The 18,074-nt window shown below is 56.2% G+C and carries 18 protein-coding genes; all 18 read right to left on the bottom strand.

Translation table 11 applies throughout. The annotated features are described in order from the left end of the window. Nucleotides 1–29 precede the first annotated feature (29 nt). Nucleotides 30–212 carry a twin-arginine translocase TatA/TatE family subunit gene (tatA, locus tag MNU25_RS11730; protein ID WP_240985243.1) on the bottom strand — a complete coding sequence of 61 codons (183 nt, stop codon included), beginning with the start codon at nt 210–212 and terminating at the stop codon, nt 30–32. Nucleotides 213–686: 474 nt separating this feature from the next. After that, nucleotides 687–1,454: an SDH family Clp fold serine proteinase gene (locus tag MNU25_RS11725; RefSeq protein ID WP_240985242.1), complete on the bottom strand. Its 768-nt coding sequence runs from the start codon at nt 1,452–1,454 to the stop codon at nt 687–689. A 211-nt stretch (nt 1,455–1,665) separates the two neighbouring features. Next, nucleotides 1,666–2,958 carry a glutamate-1-semialdehyde 2,1-aminomutase gene (gene hemL / locus MNU25_RS11720; RefSeq protein WP_240985241.1) on the bottom strand — a complete coding sequence of 431 codons (1,293 nt, stop codon included), beginning with the start codon at nt 2,956–2,958 and terminating at the stop codon, nt 1,666–1,668. A gap of 49 nt (nt 2,959–3,007) precedes the next feature. Next, nucleotides 3,008–4,066 (bottom strand): siroheme decarboxylase subunit beta, encoded by a 1,059-nt coding sequence (gene ahbB, locus MNU25_RS11715; protein WP_240985240.1) that lies wholly within the window; start codon nt 4,064–4,066, stop codon nt 3,008–3,010. A gap of 1 nt (nt 4,067) precedes the next feature. Next, nucleotides 4,068–5,063, bottom strand: coding sequence for a putative heme d1 biosynthesis radical SAM protein NirJ2 (gene nirJ2, locus MNU25_RS11710; RefSeq protein WP_240985239.1), 996 nt, complete (start codon nt 5,061–5,063; stop codon nt 4,068–4,070). Nucleotides 5,064–5,127: 64 nt separating this feature from the next. Continuing rightward, nucleotides 5,128–6,102: a porphobilinogen synthase gene (gene hemB, locus MNU25_RS11705; protein WP_240985238.1), complete on the bottom strand. Its 975-nt coding sequence runs from the start codon at nt 6,100–6,102 to the stop codon at nt 5,128–5,130. Further along, the gene (gene nirJ1 / locus MNU25_RS11700; protein WP_240985237.1) at nt 6,099–7,298 is read right to left on the bottom strand and encodes a putative heme d1 biosynthesis radical SAM protein NirJ1; all 1,200 of its coding nucleotides are present in this window, start codon (nt 7,296–7,298) and stop codon (nt 6,099–6,101) included. Before nirJ1 ends, hemB begins: the two co-directional genes overlap by 4 nt. Next, entirely contained in the window at nt 7,295–8,809 is a 1,515-nt protein-coding gene (gene cobA, locus MNU25_RS11695) for a uroporphyrinogen-III C-methyltransferase (protein ID WP_240985236.1), read from the bottom strand. The genes nirJ1 and cobA overlap by 4 nt, the downstream gene beginning before the upstream one ends. Nucleotides 8,810–8,870: 61 nt before the next feature. Beyond that, the gene (hemC, locus tag MNU25_RS11690; protein ID WP_240985235.1) at nt 8,871–9,782 is read right to left on the bottom strand and encodes a hydroxymethylbilane synthase; all 912 of its coding nucleotides are present in this window, start codon (nt 9,780–9,782) and stop codon (nt 8,871–8,873) included. After that, nucleotides 9,779–11,116 carry a glutamyl-tRNA reductase gene (hemA, locus tag MNU25_RS11685; protein WP_240985234.1) on the bottom strand — a complete coding sequence of 446 codons (1,338 nt, stop codon included), beginning with the start codon at nt 11,114–11,116 and terminating at the stop codon, nt 9,779–9,781. The genes hemC and hemA overlap by 4 nt, the downstream gene beginning before the upstream one ends. Beyond that, complete coding sequence (locus tag MNU25_RS11680) at nt 11,092–11,730, bottom strand: precorrin-2 dehydrogenase/sirohydrochlorin ferrochelatase family protein (protein ID WP_240985233.1); 639 nt, start codon at nt 11,728–11,730, stop codon at nt 11,092–11,094. Before MNU25_RS11680 ends, hemA begins: the two co-directional genes overlap by 25 nt. Before the next feature lie 165 nt (nt 11,731–11,895). Beyond that, entirely contained in the window at nt 11,896–12,864 is a 969-nt protein-coding gene (locus tag MNU25_RS11675) for a polyprenyl synthetase family protein (RefSeq protein WP_240985232.1), read from the bottom strand. A 7-nt stretch (nt 12,865–12,871) separates the two neighbouring features. Continuing rightward, nucleotides 12,872–13,315, bottom strand: a complete 444-nt coding sequence (locus MNU25_RS11670; RefSeq protein WP_240985231.1) for a Sec-independent protein translocase subunit TatA/TatB — start codon at nt 13,313–13,315, stop codon at nt 12,872–12,874. A gap of 37 nt (nt 13,316–13,352) precedes the next feature. After that, nucleotides 13,353–14,123, bottom strand: coding sequence for a twin-arginine translocase subunit TatC (tatC, locus tag MNU25_RS11665; RefSeq protein ID WP_240985230.1), 771 nt, complete (start codon nt 14,121–14,123; stop codon nt 13,353–13,355). Between the two features lie 5 nt (nt 14,124–14,128). Continuing rightward, nucleotides 14,129–15,211 carry a cyclic dehypoxanthinyl futalosine synthase gene (mqnC, locus tag MNU25_RS11660; RefSeq protein WP_240985229.1) on the bottom strand — a complete coding sequence of 361 codons (1,083 nt, stop codon included), beginning with the start codon at nt 15,209–15,211 and terminating at the stop codon, nt 14,129–14,131. Then, nucleotides 15,211–16,332 carry an aminofutalosine synthase MqnE gene (gene mqnE / locus MNU25_RS11655; RefSeq protein ID WP_240985228.1) on the bottom strand — a complete coding sequence of 374 codons (1,122 nt, stop codon included), beginning with the start codon at nt 16,330–16,332 and terminating at the stop codon, nt 15,211–15,213. The genes mqnC and mqnE overlap by 1 nt, the downstream gene beginning before the upstream one ends. Before the next feature lie 68 nt (nt 16,333–16,400). Beyond that, nucleotides 16,401–17,258 carry a UbiA-like polyprenyltransferase gene (locus MNU25_RS11650; RefSeq protein ID WP_240985227.1) on the bottom strand — a complete coding sequence of 286 codons (858 nt, stop codon included), beginning with the start codon at nt 17,256–17,258 and terminating at the stop codon, nt 16,401–16,403. Further along, the gene (locus MNU25_RS11645; protein ID WP_240985226.1) at nt 17,251–18,006 is read right to left on the bottom strand and encodes a polyprenyl synthetase family protein; all 756 of its coding nucleotides are present in this window, start codon (nt 18,004–18,006) and stop codon (nt 17,251–17,253) included. Before MNU25_RS11645 ends, MNU25_RS11650 begins: the two co-directional genes overlap by 8 nt. Nucleotides 18,007–18,074 lie beyond the last annotated feature (68 nt).

Here is an 18,074-nt window from a genome sequence, read left to right as displayed (position 1 = left end):
GTGTAAAAGCACGCCTTTCGCTTGCAGCCTTAAGCCTTATCCCTGTCACCTTTCGCTTCTTCCTTGCCGCTTGTAGCAGACTTGAATTCGTTGATTCCTTGGCCCAAGGATTTACCCAGTTCGGGCAGCTTTCCCGGTCCGAAAATTACCAGCGCAATAACTAACACAATGACGATTTCCATGGGCGACAAAAAACCGAATGTACTGAACATAAGTGTACCACCTCCCCGCTTCAACTCAATCTGGATCACCGGTTAACACAGGCCAATTGGCCGCTGAACCCGCGCCGGACCACAGCCTGCTTGACCGCCGAACCGCCGCTAAATCGGCCGCGGCATCACAGCTTAGTCGTCCGTTAAACCGCTGCCGAGCCACCGCTTAGCCGAGCGCAAAACCCGAATTTTAACAACTCATTACAGTGGTTTAACTATACCATAACGTGGTCTTGACCGCCAGTCCGATTTTTCCCGGCTTTCCCGACATTCTTCCGCCGGCAAACGGGTTTAACCCGGGGCTTGCAGGATACCGCTGATACCGCAGATACCCCGGATATCGGCACAGCCGCCGGGACGAGGAGGCGGCCTATCCGCCCTGCCGCACCGGTGGCAGGGGGTGTGCCTTCCCGACGCCTCTCCCGCTTGTCGCGGCACCGGCACGCCCCCGCCTCTGCGGCTCGCTTTCACATCCTACTCTTCCTCACCGACCAGAAAGAGTTCCTCATACCCCAGGTAAAGTTCCCAGATGACATCCCATAATTCCCCGTCCGCTTCAAAAACCTTCAATCCCAGCTGTTTTGCTTCCTGCCGCCCGATGGGATAACCGTGGGAAAAATACCCTTCGGTCAGGACTTTGGTCACCACCTGAACCAACTCAGGATTGTCGCGCAGCATATACCGGGACAGCAACGCCTCCGCATACTGCCGCGAGGCCTTAAGTGCTTTTTCATAATCCCCAATCAACCAAGGATCCAACTTGTTCAGCACCGGCGATAAAATAGAGATAGCCACATCCTGATCCGGACTGTCAACGATGGAACGCTGCAGATAATCCAGACAGTGCTGGACAGCCTGAACGGGCACCCAAAGGTCTTTGTACACGGGATGCTTGACCAGAGGATCAATCGGACCGAGTTCGGAAACCGGACCCATCACGACCTCATCCGCCCCCAGTACCACCATAGATGCCGCCGATTTGGCCACAAAAGGGACGATCACGGAGAATTCATCGCAGAATTCCCGAATCAACATGACAATTTTAAAAGGGGTATCCACAGCCCCCCCATAGCTGTGCAGGAGAAGATCAATACGCTTTGTGTGCCCGATTTCTTTAAGCTGTTTATAGAGAGGAACCAAGATCGTATCATCCAGAGGCCGATAAGAAAAATACACCAGAACCTTAGAACCGCGTAACTCCCCTAGGCGTTCCAGGTAGGCAATGCGCTCTTCTGCATCCACCTTCTACCCCCCTCACGCTGGATCATATACCACTATATTCCAGCCAGGAGGGGGAAGTGCCTTTCCCGTCTTCATGAATCCCGCAATGACCTGGGACCTGAGGAAAGAAAACCTTTAGAAGTACTCTTCAGGCCCCAAATACCCTTCGAACCCCAAAACCCTTCAGACCCGAAATACCCTTGGGGTTCGAAACCCTTCGGACTCTCTTTCATCAACGCAAACTCCTGAGCGTGGCCCGGGCTTGCTCCAGAGTAAAGTCAAGTTCCCGTTCCGTGTGAGCCGTGGATACAAAAAGCGCTTCAAACTGGCTGGGAGCCAGATAGACCCCGCGTTCCAGCATCCCCCGGAAATAGCGGGCGAAAAACTCCGCATCCGCCCGCAGAGCGGTGGCATAATCCTTCACTGGGTCCGGCGTGAAAAAGAGGGAAAACATGGCCCCGACGCCGTTAATCTGAAGCGGAATCCCGAGTTCCCGGGCCAATCCGGCTAGGCCGTCTGCCAGCCGGCGCCTCCCGGCATTCAATCCTTCGTAAGTTCCCGGCTTCTGCAACAGCCGCAGGGTCGCGAGGCCCGCCGCCATAGCCAAGGGATTGCCGGAAAGAGTGCCCGCCTGGTAAACAGGACCGCTGGGGGCAATCTGTTCCAGATAGCGGCGTTTGCCTCCGTAAGCACCCACAGGCAGTCCACCGCCGATCACCTTGCCCAAGCAAGTCAAATCCGGATCGATACCGAAGTGAGCCTGGGCTCCGCCGTAGCCGACCCTGAATCCGGTCATCACCTCGTCAAAGATCAGCAGGGCTCCGTAGGACTGGGTGAGGGCCCTGAGCCCCTCCAAGAAGCCCGCCTCCGGCAGGACAACCCCCATGTTGCCGGCCACCGGTTCCACAATGACCGCGGCAATGTCTTCACCTTGGACCCGGAACATTTCCCTAAGCCCGTCCAAATCGTTGTAGACTGTGGAAAGGGTTGTGGACGCTGTTGCTTCCGGCACCCCGGGGGAAGTGGGAACGCCCAGAGTCAAGGCCCCGCTTCCCGCCTTGATCAACAGCTGATCCGAGTGTCCGTGATAGCAGCCTTCAAACTTGACAATCTTAGACCGGCCGGTCACCGCGCGAGCCAGACGCAAGGCGGACATCGTCGCTTCCGTTCCCGAATTTACCATGCGCACCATGTCCATCGAAGGATAGGCCTTGAGCACTTCCTCTGCCAATTCAGTCTCCGGCACAGTGGGAGCCCCGTAACTGGTTCCTCGTTCCGCCGCCTCTTTGATGGCTTTAATCACTTCCGGACGGGCGTGACCCAAGATCAACGGCCCCCAGGACCCCACATAATCGATATACTCATTGCCGTCTATATCCCACAGGCGCGGCCCCGCTCCCCGTTCAATGAAGACCGGGTGACGGCCCACCGCTCGGAAAGCCCGGACCGGAGAATTCACCCCGCCCGGAATGACCTTTTCCGCTCGTTCAAACGCTGCCCGGCTCCTAACATCTTGAAATGACACCCTGATGACTCCTTTCTTCGGCCGCAAAGCGGCGACCGGCCTTCCCGCCTCAATCTTCACCAAAATACTGCATACTGCTCTTTTTCAATTCCACCGTACTGAAAAGCATTCTGTATCCTTTAAGCCCGGTTGCCCGGGAGATTTTTTCCATCACCCGGCGGCATTCCTCCGGGGTACGCCCGTGAACCATGGTGAAAATATTATACGGCCAGTCGGGTAAAGTGGGACGCTGGTAACAATGGCTTACTTCACGAAATTTGGCCATTTGCTTTCCCACCTGCACCGCCCGGTCCTCCTCCACCTGCCAGACGCCCATGGCATTGGCCGTGAACCCGGCTTTTTGATGCCTGAGGATGACCCCGAAACGGCGCATAATTCCTTCTTGCAAAAACTCTTCCGTCCTGGACAGAACTTCCTTCTCGCTTCGTCCCAGCGTCTCCGCCACCAGGGCGAAGGGCTTAAGGGCATGCGGCAGGTCCGTCTGGAGCGTTTTGACTAAGGCCCGATCTGCCTCCGTTAAGCCCGCGCTCTCGGCCGCCCCGGGTGGCGAAAGTCCCATGACTTCCCTTTCGGACTCTCCTTCCGGCGGGAACTTTTCCCACCCCGCACCCCCCTGCGCAGGTCTATGCGGCGCTTCGGGCGTCTCCGCAACATCATCGCTATTCAAGTCCAAGTCCACCCGGATCTTAAACAGGCGCACGGCCGGCAGACTGTAGATATCCGGCGTTCCGGCCTCCTCACGCACCCCGGCCAGGATCCTTTCCGCCTCCTCTTCTGAGGAAACAATGAGGGTAAACCACATGTTGTACTCATGTTCACGCAGATAGTTGTGAGTTACCCCCGGGATGTCCGCTAAAAGACCCGCTACCTGAGCGACTTTGTCCGCGGGGATTTTGGCTGCACAGAGCGTGCTGAAATACCCCAACCGGCGCGAGTCAAAAATACCGCCCAGGCGACGGACAATTCCCGCAGCGTACAGGCGGTTCATGTGTCCGAAGGCTGCCGCCTCGTCAATCCCCAGCAGTTCTCCCAATTTCCGATAAGGCCGGCTCTCCAGGGGAAACTTCGTTTGCACGATGTTGAGCAGGCTGCGTTCAACCTTCTCCATACTAAACCCCCTTGCGCCCGTGGTACAGACACCAGGGCTCTTCCGCCATATAGTCGCCCTCGTGATAATAGGCGGCTCTGGCCCGGCAGCCGCCGCAGATCTTGTTGTATTCGCAGGTTCCGCACCCACCCTTGTATTCCAGGGTACGCAGAGTTTGCAGGACCTCGCTGCTGCGCCATATTTCGTCAAACGGTGTCTGCCTCACATCCCCCAACGGGATGTTGAGGTAGGCGCAGGGTTGGACGATGCCCTTCGGCCCAATAATGCAATAAGAGGTCCCTGCCAAACAACCGCGGCCGAAACGCAGATTGATCCCCATCTGTTTGGCAATGCGCATGAACTGAGGAGCACAGGTCGGTTTCAGTTCGATATCCACCGTTTGCTGTTTGCGCATAATCCGGGTCAAGACCTCTTCATACTGTTCGGCACGCAAGGACTCCTCTTCGATACTCACAGCCCGGCCTGTCGGAACCAGGAAAAAGAAATGATGGGCGAGTGCCCCTTGAGCCACGGCAAAATCCGTCATCGCTTCCAATTCGGCGGCATTCCAATCCATAACCGTAGTGTGAATCTGAAAAGGGAGCCCCGCCTCACGGCAATAGCGCATCCCTCGCACGGCTTCCTCCCAGGCCCCGGCATAATGTCGGAATTGGTCGTGCTTTTCCTTGTTCAGGGAGTCAAGGGAAATGCCCATCCCCATCGTCCCGGCTTCTTTCAGCTCCCGTGCCAATTTCGGGGTCAAGAGAGTGCCGTTGGTGCCAAACACCGGTCTGAGTCCGACCGATTTAGCGTGAGCCACCAGTTCGACGATATCCGGGCGCAGCAGGGGTTCACCCCCGCTGAAAATCATGATCTTAAAACCGGCCCGGGCAATCTCCCCCAGCATTTTCTTGGCCTCGGCCGTGCTCAGCTCTTCTTCGGCCGGGCACCCCGCATCCCGGTAACAATGCTCACAATACATGTTGCAGGCATTGGTTGTATTCCAAGAGACGATCATGCACACTACCCCTTTCAGGCCCGGGGGCTGCCCCCGTCGGCAGCCCCCGGGCTCTACCCCCGCTTCAGCCTCTGTTCAGCCAACGAGCCGCATCCAAGGCATGATACGTGATCAAGAGGTCCGCCCCGGCCCGCTTCATCCCTACCAGGGCTTCCATGACTACGCGCTCCTCCTCGATCCAGCCGTTGGCCGCGGCGGCTTTGACCATGGCGTATTCACCGCTCACATTGTAGGCGGCCACCGGCAGGCCAAAGCGTTCTTTGGTCCGGTAAATAATGTCCCCGTAAGCCAGCGCGGGCTTCACGATGATCAGATCGGCCCCTTCCTCAACGTCCAGGGCGGTCTCCCGCATCGCTTCCTCTCCGTTGGGAGGATCCATCTGATAAGTGCGCCGGTCTCCGAATTGGGGAGCAGACCCGGCGGCCTCCCGAAAAGGTCCGTAAAAGCCGGAGGCAAATTTGGCCGCATAGGCCATGATCGGCACTTGCTCAAACCCGTGTTCGTCCAGGGCCTCGCGAATGGCCCCCACCCGTCCGTCCATCATGTCCGACGGAGCCACCATATCCGCCCCCGCCGCCGCGTGGGAAACCGCAGTCCGCGCCAGATAATCGAGAGTGGGATCATTCAAGATCACCCCATCCCGAACGATGCCGCAATGGCCGTGGTCGGTGTACTCACAGAGACACACGTCCGTGATCACGTAGAGGGAAGGATAGTGCGCTTTGGCCAGACGCACGGCCTCCTGAACAATTCCGTGTTCATGATAGGCTCCGCTGGCCAGGGCATCCTTGCTCTCCGGAATACCGAAAAGGAGAATGGCCGGGATCTTGAGTTCGACCACTTCACTGAGAGCCCGGACAAATTCGTCCAGGGAATACTGACAGACGCCGGGCATCGAAGCCACTTCCGCTTTTTGGCCCTTGCCCGGCATGACAAACATGGGATAAATCAAATCGTCAACGCGCACATGGTTTTCCCGCACCATCCTCCGAATCTCTGCGCCGGCCCGCAGCCGGCGCGGACGTTTCTTCAGATTCACTTTAGATTCCCCCCGTCCCTATCCTTGATCCCTATTTCTTCATCCGTTAAATAGCATGCCGGGTCCGATGCCCAGAAATCCCCGGTCACCGCTTCCGCCCGGGTACGAAAATTGCCGTTGCAAATATCCAGGAAACGGCAGTTCGCACAGCGTCCCTGCAAGAGGGGTTTGCGCTCTTTCAGTCCCGCGAGAATCGGCTGGGAAAGATCCGTCCAGATCTCACCGAACGGGCGCTCACGCACATTACCGAAAGATACATGCTGAGTAAACTGATCCGGATGGACATTGCCGTAAGGGTCCACTTCCGCAAAAGCCATCCCGGACCGGTTTCCCCCGTTGAGGGCAATCAGGTTGTAAATCCTTTCCGCTTGGGCCGGGTCTTGCTTAAGCGCGCGCAGATACAGATACACCCCGTCACAGTGATTGTCGACCGTGAGAATTTCCTTTTTCAATCCCCGCTTCTCATAGTCTTCCGTCCTGCGAATGATGATATCCATGGCCTCCCGGGATTCCTCAGGCGTCAGGTCGTCCGCCATCATTTTCTGACCGCGCCCGGAATAAACGAGATGGTAGAAACAAACCCGGTCGATTTTTTCCTCTTCGATAAAATCAAAGATGTTGTCCAGTTCCTCATAGTTGTGCCGGTTGATCGTGAACCTCAGTCCCACTCTTTGCCCGGCCGCGACACAGTTTTGAATCCCGTGCATGGCCGCTTCAAAAGCGCCCTCTTTGCCGCGGAAGCGGTCATTGACCTCCCTCAACCCGTCCAGTGAAATCCCCACATAACCCACACCTATCGCTTTCAGGTGCCGGGCCACTTCCGGAGTAATCAGGGTCCCGTTGGTCGAGAGAGTCGTCCGAATCCCCTTCTGAATGGTATACTCGGCCAGCTCAAAGAAATCCGGCCGGATCAGAGGCTCTCCCCCGGAAAAAAGAAGAACCGGCACCCGAAAATCGGCCAGATCGTCAATAAACCGTTTCGCCTCTTCCGTATTCATTTCTCCGGTGTACTTCTCGGCGTTGGAGTCCATATAGCAGTGCCGGCATTTCAGGTTGCAGGTGCGGGTAGAGTTCCAGACCACGACCGGCCCGGACCCCAGAGTCGTCCCGTGCATCGCTCCCCGAGAACCCTTATTGTAGCGCAAGGTGTCGCCGAAATATTCCCGGTCAAAAAGAAGCTTGGTCACGCTGATCATCCTTTAACCCCCTTTACCAGGGCTTGAATCAACCCCTTAATGGTGTATTTCTGCGCCTCGCCGTCAATCGTCAGGCCGAGATCCCGGGCCGTGGCACTGGTGATGGGACCGATGGAAAATAATTTGATCCCCTCCAAGAGAATTCTGTCCCCATCGATCATCTTCATAAAATTTCTCACTGTAGAAGAGCTGGTAAAAGTCACCGCCTGCACCGACTTCTGTGCTAATAAACTTTTGAGCATCTCCCGATCCGCTCCCCCCAAAACCGTGCGGTAAGCGGGGACATCCCAGACGTCGGCTCCCAACGCTTTCACGGACTCGGGCAGGATGTCCCTGGCCTCCTCGGCCCGGGCCAGAAGCACCCGCTGCCCTCTTAAGACCCGGCTGGCCAAGCCGCTGATGATCGCCTCTGCCCGGTACTCAGGCGGCACAAAGGAAACACGCAGGCCCATCTCTTCCAAAGCCGCCTGCGTCGAGGGACCGATCGCTACGAGATCAACTCCCGCCAAGTCCCGGATATCTTTGGCCTGCCGCTTTAACTCGGCCAAGAAAGCCTCCACTCCGTTAACGCTGGTAAACACCAGCCATTCAAAACTCTTAATCTTTTCGACCGCTTGAGCTAAACGGCCGGGGTCCGTGGGCGGCGCAAAGTCGATTGCCGGAAACTCCCAAGCCTCGCCGCCTAACTCCTCAATCACCCTGGACAATACACTCGCTTGCCGGCGAGCTCGGGTGACCACAATTCTCTGGCCGAACAGGGGTTTCTTCTCAAACCACTGCAACCTGGTTCTCAGGGAAACAACATCTCCCACTAAAATAACGGCCGGAGAGGTAAAACCTTGTTCTCTGGCCAAGGCATAAATCTCATCCAAACGTCCGCTGACCACTCTTTGCTCAGGCCGGGTCCCCCACTGGATGACGGCAACCGGGGTCTCTGCCGGCCGTCCGTGCTCTCTGAGCTTCTTGGCAATGAGATCCAGGTTCTCCATGCCCATAAGAAACACGAGGGTCCCCCCTCCGGGCGCAATCTGCTCCCAATTGACCGCCGATGTGTTCTTATTAGGATCTTCGTGGCCGGTGATAATTGTCAGAGTCGAAGTCAAATCGCGGTGAGTCACAGGAATTCCGGCATAAGCCGGCACCGCCACAGCCGACGTAATGCCCGGCACGATCTCGAAAGGAATCCCGGCCTCAAGCAATGCTTCGGCTTCTTCTCCGCCGCGCCCGAAAACAAAAGGATCCCCGCCTTTGAGCCTGACCACGGTTTTTCCTTCCGCACCTTTCCGGACCAGCAGGGCGTTAATCTCATCTTGGGTCAACGTGTGCCTTTCCGGGGATTTTCCCACATAGATCAGCTCACACCCCGGCGAAACCAAACTCAAGAAACGCCCGGAAGCCAGGCGATCATAGACCAGCACCTCCGCCCGTGCCAGGCAGTCCGCCCCTTTAACCGTGATTAACCCGGGATCCCCCGGACCCGCACCCACTAAATAAACATAACCTTGGCCCAATCTATACACTCCAATCTAATCAGAAGTCAGAAGTCAGAAACCGGAAAGCTTGCCGGCCCGTTCACTTCAGGGCGGCCAGGATCTCCCCGGCCCCCTGTCCGAGCAGTCTCTCGGCTGCTTCCAGGCCCACCGTTGCCGGGTTGTCGCCGTAGGTTTGTGCACGCAAGATTCTTGTGCCATCCAAACTCGCCACCATCGCCTTCAGCCGGATTTTATCAGCCTCCAAACGGGCCAGTGCCCCGATCGGCACCTGGCAGCCGCCCTCCAGCCTGCGCATAAGCGCGCGTTCGGCCACGACGGCTTGTTCCGTCTCCCGGTGATTGAGACGATTCAGCTTCTCTTTCATGTCCCGGCGGGAAGCGGCAATTTCCACGGCAATCGAACCTTGACCCACAGCCGGCAGAACAATTTCCTCCGGTATGACTTCGGTGATCCTCTCTTCCCAGCCCAGCCTTTTCACCCCGGCAGCCGCCAGGACAATTCCGGCCATCTCGGACTCCTCAAGTTTGCGCCAGCGGGTCTGCAAATTCCCTCTCAGGTCGGAAAAGCGTAAATCCGGCCTGAAATATCTGAGTTGGGCTTTACGGCGCAGGCTGCTGGTGCCGATGATCGCTCCCCAAGGCAGGTCCCGCAAGCCCGCCCCCCCGCGTCCCAGAAAGACGTCCCGCGCTTCCTCCCGCGCGCAATAAGCCGCGATCACTAAACCGTCCGGCAAGACGGTCGGCAGGTCCTTCAGGCTGTGGACGGCCAGGTCAATCTCCCCCCGAAGGAGGGCCGCTTCCAGCTCTTTGGTAAACAACCCCTTGTCTCCGATCTTCGCCAGCGGCACATCCAAGATTTTGTCTCCTTTGGTCTTAACCGGAACCAGGACAAACTCCTGCTCCGGATAAACACCCTCCAAGCGATCCCGAACCCACTCAGCCTGCCAGAGGGCGAGGGCACTGTCCCTGGTCCCGATACGCCAAATGTTCATGACGATTCTGTCCTTCCCGGCTGTGTCTGGCCTTTGGCAATGACTCGCAGAGGCCGCTCTGTCTCCTCGTCGACATCCAAGTCAAAAAGGTTTTGCAAAATTTCCGTGTAAAGATGCCCCTGCCGCGTGTTGGCGCATTCTTTCAGGTTGGTTATCGGCGTGTGCAGGAGCTGATTCACGATAGAATTGGCCAGGGAGCAAATCGCTTTCTCCTGTTTCGGCGTCAGCGCCCCAATGCGCTCCAGAGTGCGCGCCAGCAAGGCCTCTTTAATCTGTTGCCCGCGCTCCTGCAGGGCCACAATGGTGGGGATAACAAAAAGGGAATTGTGCCATTTGGCAAAAGCCGCCATTTCTTCGTCGATGATCTTTTCTGCCGCCAGGGCCGCAAGTTCCCGGGCCTGCCGGTGTTGATCGACGACCTCACGCAAATCATCAATATCGTAAAGCGTGATCGCGGGAATTTTCCCCACCTCGGGATGTATATCCCTGGGCACCGCAATATCAATCAGCAAGAGGGGGCGCCCCCCGCGTTCCCGCATGATCTTCTCCATCCGCTCCGGCATGAGGATAAAGCTCAAGGCAGACGTCGCCGAAATAACCACGTCGGCTTCCGCCAACCCCTCGTCCAGACGGTCAAACGGGAGTGCCCGGCCTCCCGAACTCTCAGCCAAACCTACAGCCCGCCCATGCGACCGGTTGGAAACGATCACTTGCGAGGCCCCCGCAGCCGCCAGGTGCTTGGCAGTCAGTGTACTCATCTCTCCCGCTCCCAAAAGCAAGATCGGGATGTCTGTCAAGCAGCCCAATTTCTGTTTGGCCATTTCCACAGCCGTATAGCTAATCGAAACCGGATGCTGATCGATCAGGGTCTCGGTACGCACTCTCTTGCCCACCGTGAGCGCATTCTGCACAAACACGTTGATGACCTTGTTCGTCACCCCCGTCGCCGCCGCTACCTCATACGCTTTGGCGACCTGCCCCAGGATCTGAGTTTCCCCCAGAACCATAGAGTCAAGTCCCGAAGTCACCCGGTAGAGATGCCGCACCGCATCGTACAGGGTGTGGACATAAAGATACTGGTGCAGCTGCCCCTCATCCAACCCGGCGTGGTGGGCCAGAAACTCCAGAATGGACTTCTTTCCGGTTTCCACATCCGTCGTCGCCGCGTAAATCTCCAGACGATTGCAGGTGTTTAAGATGAGAACCCCCTGCATGCCGGGATACCCCAGAAGATCCTTCAGAGCGGCCGGGATCTGGCTGTGGTGAAAACTAATCTTTTCACGGACTTCGAGCGGCGCCGTGCGGTGATTTAGACCAACAGCGATCGGAAACACTGCTCAACCACCCCTTCCGCCAGTTTCACCTGTCCCTGTTCAATCAGGTTTCTCACCTTTCCGTCGGTGACGCCGGCCCAAAATTCCGCCCGTTTTTCCGGCGGCAAACTCCGTTTTACCTCTACGCGCCATTTCTTCAGCAAGGCCAAGTATTCTGCCATCTCCTCCCCATAAGACTGCTCTATCTCAGCGCGGATCTGCCGAGCCACCAGCGGGCTGCTGCCCGCTGTAGACACAGCGATTGTCAAATCTCCCCGTTCCAAAATCGACGGTACGATAAAACCGCATTTATCCGGGTCGTCTGCAACGTTGACCCATCTGGCCATGGCCCGGGCATCGGCGGCGACCCGGGCATTCACTTCTTCTTTGTCCGTGCAGGAAAAGACCAACAAGGCATCGCGGACGTCTCCGTCCGCATATTCCTTCTGCTCCCAGAGGCATTTACCCTCGCGCACCAGACTGAGAAGCGGCGGGATCAAGGCGGGCGCTACTACACGCACCCGGGCCGAGTGCGCCAGCAGCGTCACAATCTTACGCTCTGCCACCGCTCCGCCGCCGACCACCAGCACCTCTTTTTCCTTTAAATCCATAAAAACCGGATAATACTGTGACATCTCTTCTCACTGCTTTCAGTTCGCCTAATCTCTCGTACGGCTTTCATCCGCCCCGGGCATTCTTAGTTCAATGAACCGCTTTTTCTGTCGGTCCCTGAAGCCCACTCTTTATATTCGACTCTACAAATAACTTCCCTGCAAAAATCGACTTTATTCGTCAAAATGTCAAAACTTCCTCACCCTGATGAATTCCGCCAGTTCCTGCAGCGCTCTCCGAGTTGTGACATCCGGCAGCTCCTCCAGGTACCCCACCGCTTTGGCCACATAGCGTTCAACCCAATGCATGGATTCCTCGATAGCCCCCGAGCGCCGAATCCATTCGATCGCTGTCGAGATTTCCTCCCCACTCTTGTCCGGTTTTGCCAGTAACTCTTCCAAGCGGCCGCCTTCGGCAGAAGAGCGCAAGGCCAAGATCATGGGCAAGGTCATAATCCCTTGGTGTAAATCGCCCCCTACCGGTTTTCCCAATTCGGTAGGTCTGGCCGTAATATCGAGGACATCATCGACGATTTGAAAAGCCATGCCCAGGGCATGCCCATAAGCACCCAAGGCCCAGATTTGCCGCGGCGGCGCTGAACTGGCAATCCCCCCCAGTTTACAGCTGGCCGAGATGAGTAAAGCCGTCTTACGCTTGATTCGGTAATAGTATTGTTTCGGCGTCTGTTTGGTATCAAAACTCGACTTGATTTGTTGAATCTCTCCCTGACACATTTCAACACTGACCCGGGCCAAAATCCCGGAGATCACCGGATGGTCGATTTGAGCAATCAAGACAAGTGACTTAGCCAGCAGATAATCCCCCGTCTGCACTGACACGACATTACCCCATTTGGCTTTGACCGTTTCCCGGCCGCGCCGGGTCAGGGACGCGTCCACCACGTCATCATGGACAAGGGTGGCCATATGTATGAGTTCGAGAGCCATAGCGATGGGTAATAACTTTTCGAAAGAATAGTCATAGAATTTGCCGGCAAGAAGGGTGAACGCGGGGCGCAAGCGCTTACCCCCGGCCGCTAACAAATGAACCGAGGATTCGTCCAGCAGCGGATAATCTGTTCCCACAAAGCGTCTGAGTTCTTCCTCCACACGCTGCAAATCCGCATTAATCTGATTGAATAACCACAACTGCTTCAAAACCGGTTCACCTGCTCGCGTCCTTTTCTTTTTCTTCGTACGATACCACGCCCGCCGGCAGTTTGGCTAAAGGATCGTCGCTCTGCTTTTCACCGGCCTCTTCACCTTCCCCGGCAGCCGGCTTGGGGGCCCCCTCCGCTTGCACCGGCTTGCCCTCGTAGTCCAGAAGTTCCTCCTCGGACTCGGCGGCGTTTTCCCCGGTCTCAGAGCTCTTTGTTCCACTGTCCGAGCCGTCCGGGCCCCTTTGACCCCTCTCCTTCTCCTCAAACGCCTTGTTTAAGGCGTCTGTCGGATTCCGCACAATATCTGAAAATCCGCCGGTGAGTTCCCCGGTGGCCTTGCGGATTTCATAGACGACCCTGCCGAGGGTCCGGGCAATTTCCGGCAGGTCCTCAGGCCCAAAAAGAATCAAGGCTATGGCCATAAGCAAAACAATTTCACTGAAACCCATCCGTCATCCCTCCCTGCGTCAAAATATGATCCGAACCTCAAGTCCCGTCTTGCTTCCGGGCCAAGGCTTTTTTCCGCTTGTGGGCCACCAAATATCCCAGCCAAATGCTCACTTCGTATAACATATACATAGGCACGGCCATCAGGCCTTGGGTGAACAAATCCGGTGTGGGCGCAAAAGCAGCCGCCAGCACAATGATAATCAGCAGCGCCCAGCGCCGTTTCTTGGCTAAAGCCCGTGGGGTCAGGACCCCGATGCGTATGAGGACCAGCAAGATGATGGGAAGTTGAAAAACCAGGCCGAAAGTGAGCAGAAACGTGAGGATAAAATTAAGATAGGAAGTCTTGGTCACGAAAGGGGTCGCCGGCACTGCATGCCCTCCGGCGTAGATCAAAAACTTGATGCCGATGGGCAGAACGACAAAAAAGCAAAAAGAAGCCCCGGCCAGAAAAAGTATGATCGAACTGGGAACCAGCAAATAGAGGTACCTGCGTTCGTTTTGTTTCAAGGCCGGCAAAATGAAAGACCAGAGCTGCCACATCAGAACCGGAAGTGCGATCACGATACCGATAACGACCGAGACTTTTATCTTGACCAGAACAGGCTCCAGCGGAGTTGTGGTGATAAACAAGGTCCTGTTCACATCGAGCAGCGGACGGGCCAAAAAAGCGAAACCTTGATCACTCAGAAACCAACCGATCACCGTACCGGCCGCAACGGCATAGGCCGCAATGATCAGCACCCGGCGCAAAGCCTTGATGTGTTCCATCAAAGGCATGTTAAGATCACTCCGTGGCCTCCTGCGCACCGGCCCTACACTTCCTTTCCATAGACATGCAATGTTTCATAATGCGTGTTTCTTTGCACAGCGGTATAACCCGCATCCTCAATGCAGCGCACAATCTCTTTCAAGGGAACCCGTGTCTGCACCCCGGCCGCCCGCACAACATTTTCTTCCAGCATGGTACTGCCAAAATCGTTGGCGCCAAAACGCAAGGCTACCTGGGCCATCTTCGCTCCCTGAGTTACCCAGGAGGCCTGGAGGTTCGGCACATTGTCCAGCATGAGGCGAGCCACAGCCAAGGTCCGCAAATAATCCACCCCCGTGCTCCCTTCTCCCCCCAGCTCAGTATTTTTCGGAGCAAAGCTCCAGGGGATGAAGGCCGTAAAACCCCCGCTCACATCCTGCGCCTCCCGCACGCGCACCATATGCAAGACGCGCTCGGCCGCTGTCTCCACATGGCCGAACATCATGGTGGCCGTCGTCTTCATGCCCAGCCGGTGTGCCGTGGTCATGACGTCCATCCAGGCTTGCCAGCCGATTTTATTGGGACTGATTTTTCCGCGCACCCGGTCCGCCAGAATTTCCGCGCCGCCGCCGGGGATGGAATCTAACCCTGCCTCTTTCAGGCGCCGGATTACTTCCTCAATGCTCAAACCGGATTTCCGGGCCAGGTCCCAGATTTCCGGGGGACTGAACGAATGAATATGAATGGCGAAACGTTCTTTTATCCTTCTCAGCATATTTTCGAAATACTCAAGGGAGAGGTCCGGGTTCAATCCCCCCTGGATGAGCAACTGTGTTCCGCCTAAGTTCACGGTCTCCCTAATTTTATCATGTAACTCCTCTTCTGACAAAACATAGGCATCCGGATCGTCCGGCTGCCTGTAAAAGGCGCAAAATCGGCACCGGCAAGCACAGATATTGGTATAATTAATATTTCGGTCAATGACAAAGGTCACTGTCTTCTCCGGATGCATTTCTTCCCGGACGGTGTCGGCAGCCTGTCCCAAAGTGAGCAGGTCTGCTTCTCGCAGCAGGGCCGTCCCCTCCTCCCAGGTCAGGCGTTTTCCCGCCAGCCGCTTTGCCAGGATCGCCCAAGTCTTTGCTTCCATCACGGCTTCTCCTTTAACTCATAGGATTTCCGGACACGGTAGAGTGTATCCCGTTCAACCGGGGTACGCCCGGCTTTTTGAATCAGGCGGATGAGAGTCTCTTTGGCCATAACTTGCCCTGTCTCCGCCCCGGCCGCGTGAATAATGCGCTCCTCCACCACCGTCCCGTCCAGGTCATCCACTCCGAAACTGAGAGATACCTGGGCCAATTTCGGACCCAGCATGATCCAAAACGACTTGATATGGTCGAAATTGTCAAGAAAAATACGCGCCGCGGCCAGCATGCGCAAATCTTCAAAGCCCGTGGTGCTGCCGACCCCCATATTCCCCTCCAGCTGAGTATTCTTCGGATAAAAAGGGAGAGGAATGAAAGTCAGAAAGCCATGGGTTTGATCCTGCAGCTTCCTCAGTTGCAACAAGTGGTCAATTCGTTCCTCCGCGTTCTCCACGTGCCCGTACAACATGGTCGCATTTGTGCGCATCCCTAACCGGTGCGCCTCGGCCTGAATCTCCAGCCAGCGCTCACCGGAAATCTTTTTCTCACAGATCAGGGCGCGGACCCGGGGCGAAAAAACCTCAGCCCCGCCTCCCGGCAGCGAATCCAGCCCGGCCTGCATCAGTTCCCTCAGCACTTGCGCCACACTCAGGCCGGTAATTTGCGTAAAATAATCGACCTCAACCGCAGTGAACGCTTGCAGGCACACATCCGGCAGAATCCGTTTGATCCTTCTCAATATCTCCAGATAATAATCGAAAGGAAGCGCCGGGTTAAGGCCGCCCACCACATGAACTTCGGAAACATTTTCGGCGGCCGCTTTTCTTGCCGCCGACTCAATCTCTTCCAAGGACAAGGTGAAAGCCTCGGGGTCCCCTTCCCTGACTCCATAGGCACAAAATTTACAAAGATTGACACAGACATTGGTATGATTGATGTGCCGATTGACAATAAAATAAGTGGTGTCCGCGTTTTTGCGCTCCCGCACCAGATTAGCCATGCAGCCCAGGGCCAGAATGTCCTTGCTCTTCATCAGGCGTACTCCCTCGTCAAAATCCAGGCGCACACCCCGCTCGACTTTCTCGATTAAGTCGGCAAGCTCACTGCGGGCGAATAATCTATCCACTGCAAACATCTCCTTAAGTTTTTCGCGAGGGGCGGCGGGCGAAGTTGGCTACATCCGGCTCCGTCACTCTACCACCTGAAGAGCAGGACATCCGCGAGAGAAAAAACAAACATGAGTACACTTAAATAGCCGTTGAGATTAAAAAAAGCAATTCCCACTTTAGACAGGTTGTCCACGGACACCAGGCGATGCTGCCGGAAAAGGAGAATGACAGCCACTGCCACCCCAAGGTAATACAGCACATGCAAGTGCAGGACAACACCAACCATGATAAATAACAGCGGAGCTGCCACATGCAGCAATGCGGAAATTTCAAACCCCCGCTTCAACCCAAAGACTGCCGGAATGGATTTCAGTCCCTTCTTGCGGTCGAATTCTATGTCCTGGCTCGCATAGATGATGTCAAATCCCGCAACCCAGCTCATAACGCCCAAGCCCAGGAGTACCGGCGCCAAAGCCCAATGCCCGGTGATTCCAATCCAGGCTCCCGGCACAGCCAAACCGAGGGCCAGACCCAAGGCAAAATGGCAAGCCCAGGTAAAGCGCTTGGTATACGAATAAAAGACCAAAAAAAAGACCGCTATGGGCATGAGCTCTAAGGCCAGGAGATTAAGTCTGTAGGCGGAATACCCCAGCAGAAGAAACGAAAGCAGAGCGTAAAGAGAAACTTCCCCGACACCGAGGTGCCCGGCCGGCAGCGCTCTCCCGGCCGTCCTCGGATTCAAAGCGTCAAGGCGCCTGTCAATCAGCCGGTTCAACGACATGGCCGCGGTTCTGGCCCCCACCATTGCCAAAGTAATCCAGAGAAGCTTACCTGCGGGCGGTACCGTCCCCGCCGCTAAAAAGGCCCCCATATAGGCAAAGGGCAAAGCAAAAACCGTGTGTTCGAATTTGATCATTTCCAAGAATACTTTGACCTTATGCATGGCGCAACATTCCTCCATCCATCAGGAGTTCCCCACCCATAAAATCCACGAGCTCATAGAGCACCTTGAACTCCAGCGTCTCCGGGAACTGCCGGATTATCCGCTCGGCTTTGGCTAACTGCGTCTGCACGAAAGACTCTCCCAGTCCTTGTTGGCGTGCGGCCCAGGCCAGCCCCAGAGCCTGTCCCCAACAGGCGGCCGTTTCTTGCACGGCCTCCGAAGTTCCCGCCAGCCGCGCGCTCAGACGGCCCGCCAAACCTGTCAGGCTGGCTCGTTCCTGTTTCAATATGCGAAGCCACTCCCGGGGGGAGAGCTCCCGTTCCTGCGCCAGCCAGCGTGAAATGCCGCCCTCGCTCATGGCGACGATCACTTCCGCCAAAGGCTTCAGAAAGGGTAACAACCCGTCCCGACATAAGTCCAGAAAAAACCTGCCATAGAGATAGTCCCCCACGAGAACAGGAAACTGACGTCCTTCTTCGCTGAGGTTCTCATCGTCTTTCATCAGAGCATGGACTTGGTCCGCCAGAAAAATGAGTTCAATAATCGTCGCTAACTTGACTACACTCGGAGCCGAAAAACCGCACGCCCGGCTCACCGCAATGACAATCGCGGGACATGCGTCAGCCTGTAACACATCCGGCGAATACTCCACAAGTTCGCGGAAATCCGCCGCTTTGAACCGGATCTCGCGTCTCAGCTGTGATTGGACTTCCGTTAATTCTTCACTGAAACTCAGCGCCTGCGGCACGTTTTTATCTCCCCTTGTTCCGAGACTAACCTACATTATATTCTAGATTTCTCCACGAATTCCTGCAC

The sequence above is a fragment of the Acididesulfobacillus acetoxydans genome, assembly GCF_902729405.1.
GTDB classification, from domain to species: domain Bacteria; phylum Bacillota; class Desulfitobacteriia; order Desulfitobacteriales; family Desulfitobacteriaceae; genus Acididesulfobacillus; species Acididesulfobacillus acetoxydans.
Note: the sequence above shows the minus strand (reverse complement) of the source record. Positions and strands in the feature narration are given on the sequence as shown.

Excerpts from the sequence above, each read along its gene's own strand:
- tatA (WP_240985243.1), bottom strand. The coding sequence starts at position 212 with ATGTTCAGTACATTCGGTTTTTTGTCGCCCATGGAAATCGTCATTGTG.
- ahbB (WP_240985240.1), bottom strand. The coding sequence starts at position 4,066 with ATGGAGAAGGTTGAACGCAGCCTGCTCAACATCGTGCAAACGAAGTTT.
- nirJ2 (WP_240985239.1), bottom strand. The coding sequence starts at position 5,063 with ATGATCGTCTCTTGGAATACAACCAATGCCTGCAACATGTATTGTGAG.
- nirJ1 (WP_240985237.1), bottom strand. The coding sequence starts at position 7,298 with ATGATCAGCGTGACCAAGCTTCTTTTTGACCGGGAATATTTCGGCGAC.
- hemC (WP_240985235.1), bottom strand. The coding sequence starts at position 9,782 with ATGAACATTTGGCGTATCGGGACCAGGGACAGTGCCCTCGCCCTCTGG.
- MNU25_RS11680 (WP_240985233.1), bottom strand. The coding sequence starts at position 11,730 with ATGTCACAGTATTATCCGGTTTTTATGGATTTAAAGGAAAAAGAGGTG.
- MNU25_RS11670 (WP_240985231.1), bottom strand. The coding sequence starts at position 13,315 with ATGGGTTTCAGTGAAATTGTTTTGCTTATGGCCATAGCCTTGATTCTT.
- mqnC (WP_240985229.1), bottom strand. The coding sequence starts at position 15,211 with ATGGAAGCAAAGACTTGGGCGATCCTGGCAAAGCGGCTGGCGGGAAAA.
- MNU25_RS11650 (WP_240985227.1), bottom strand. The coding sequence starts at position 17,258 with ATGCATAAGGTCAAAGTATTCTTGGAAATGATCAAATTCGAACACACG.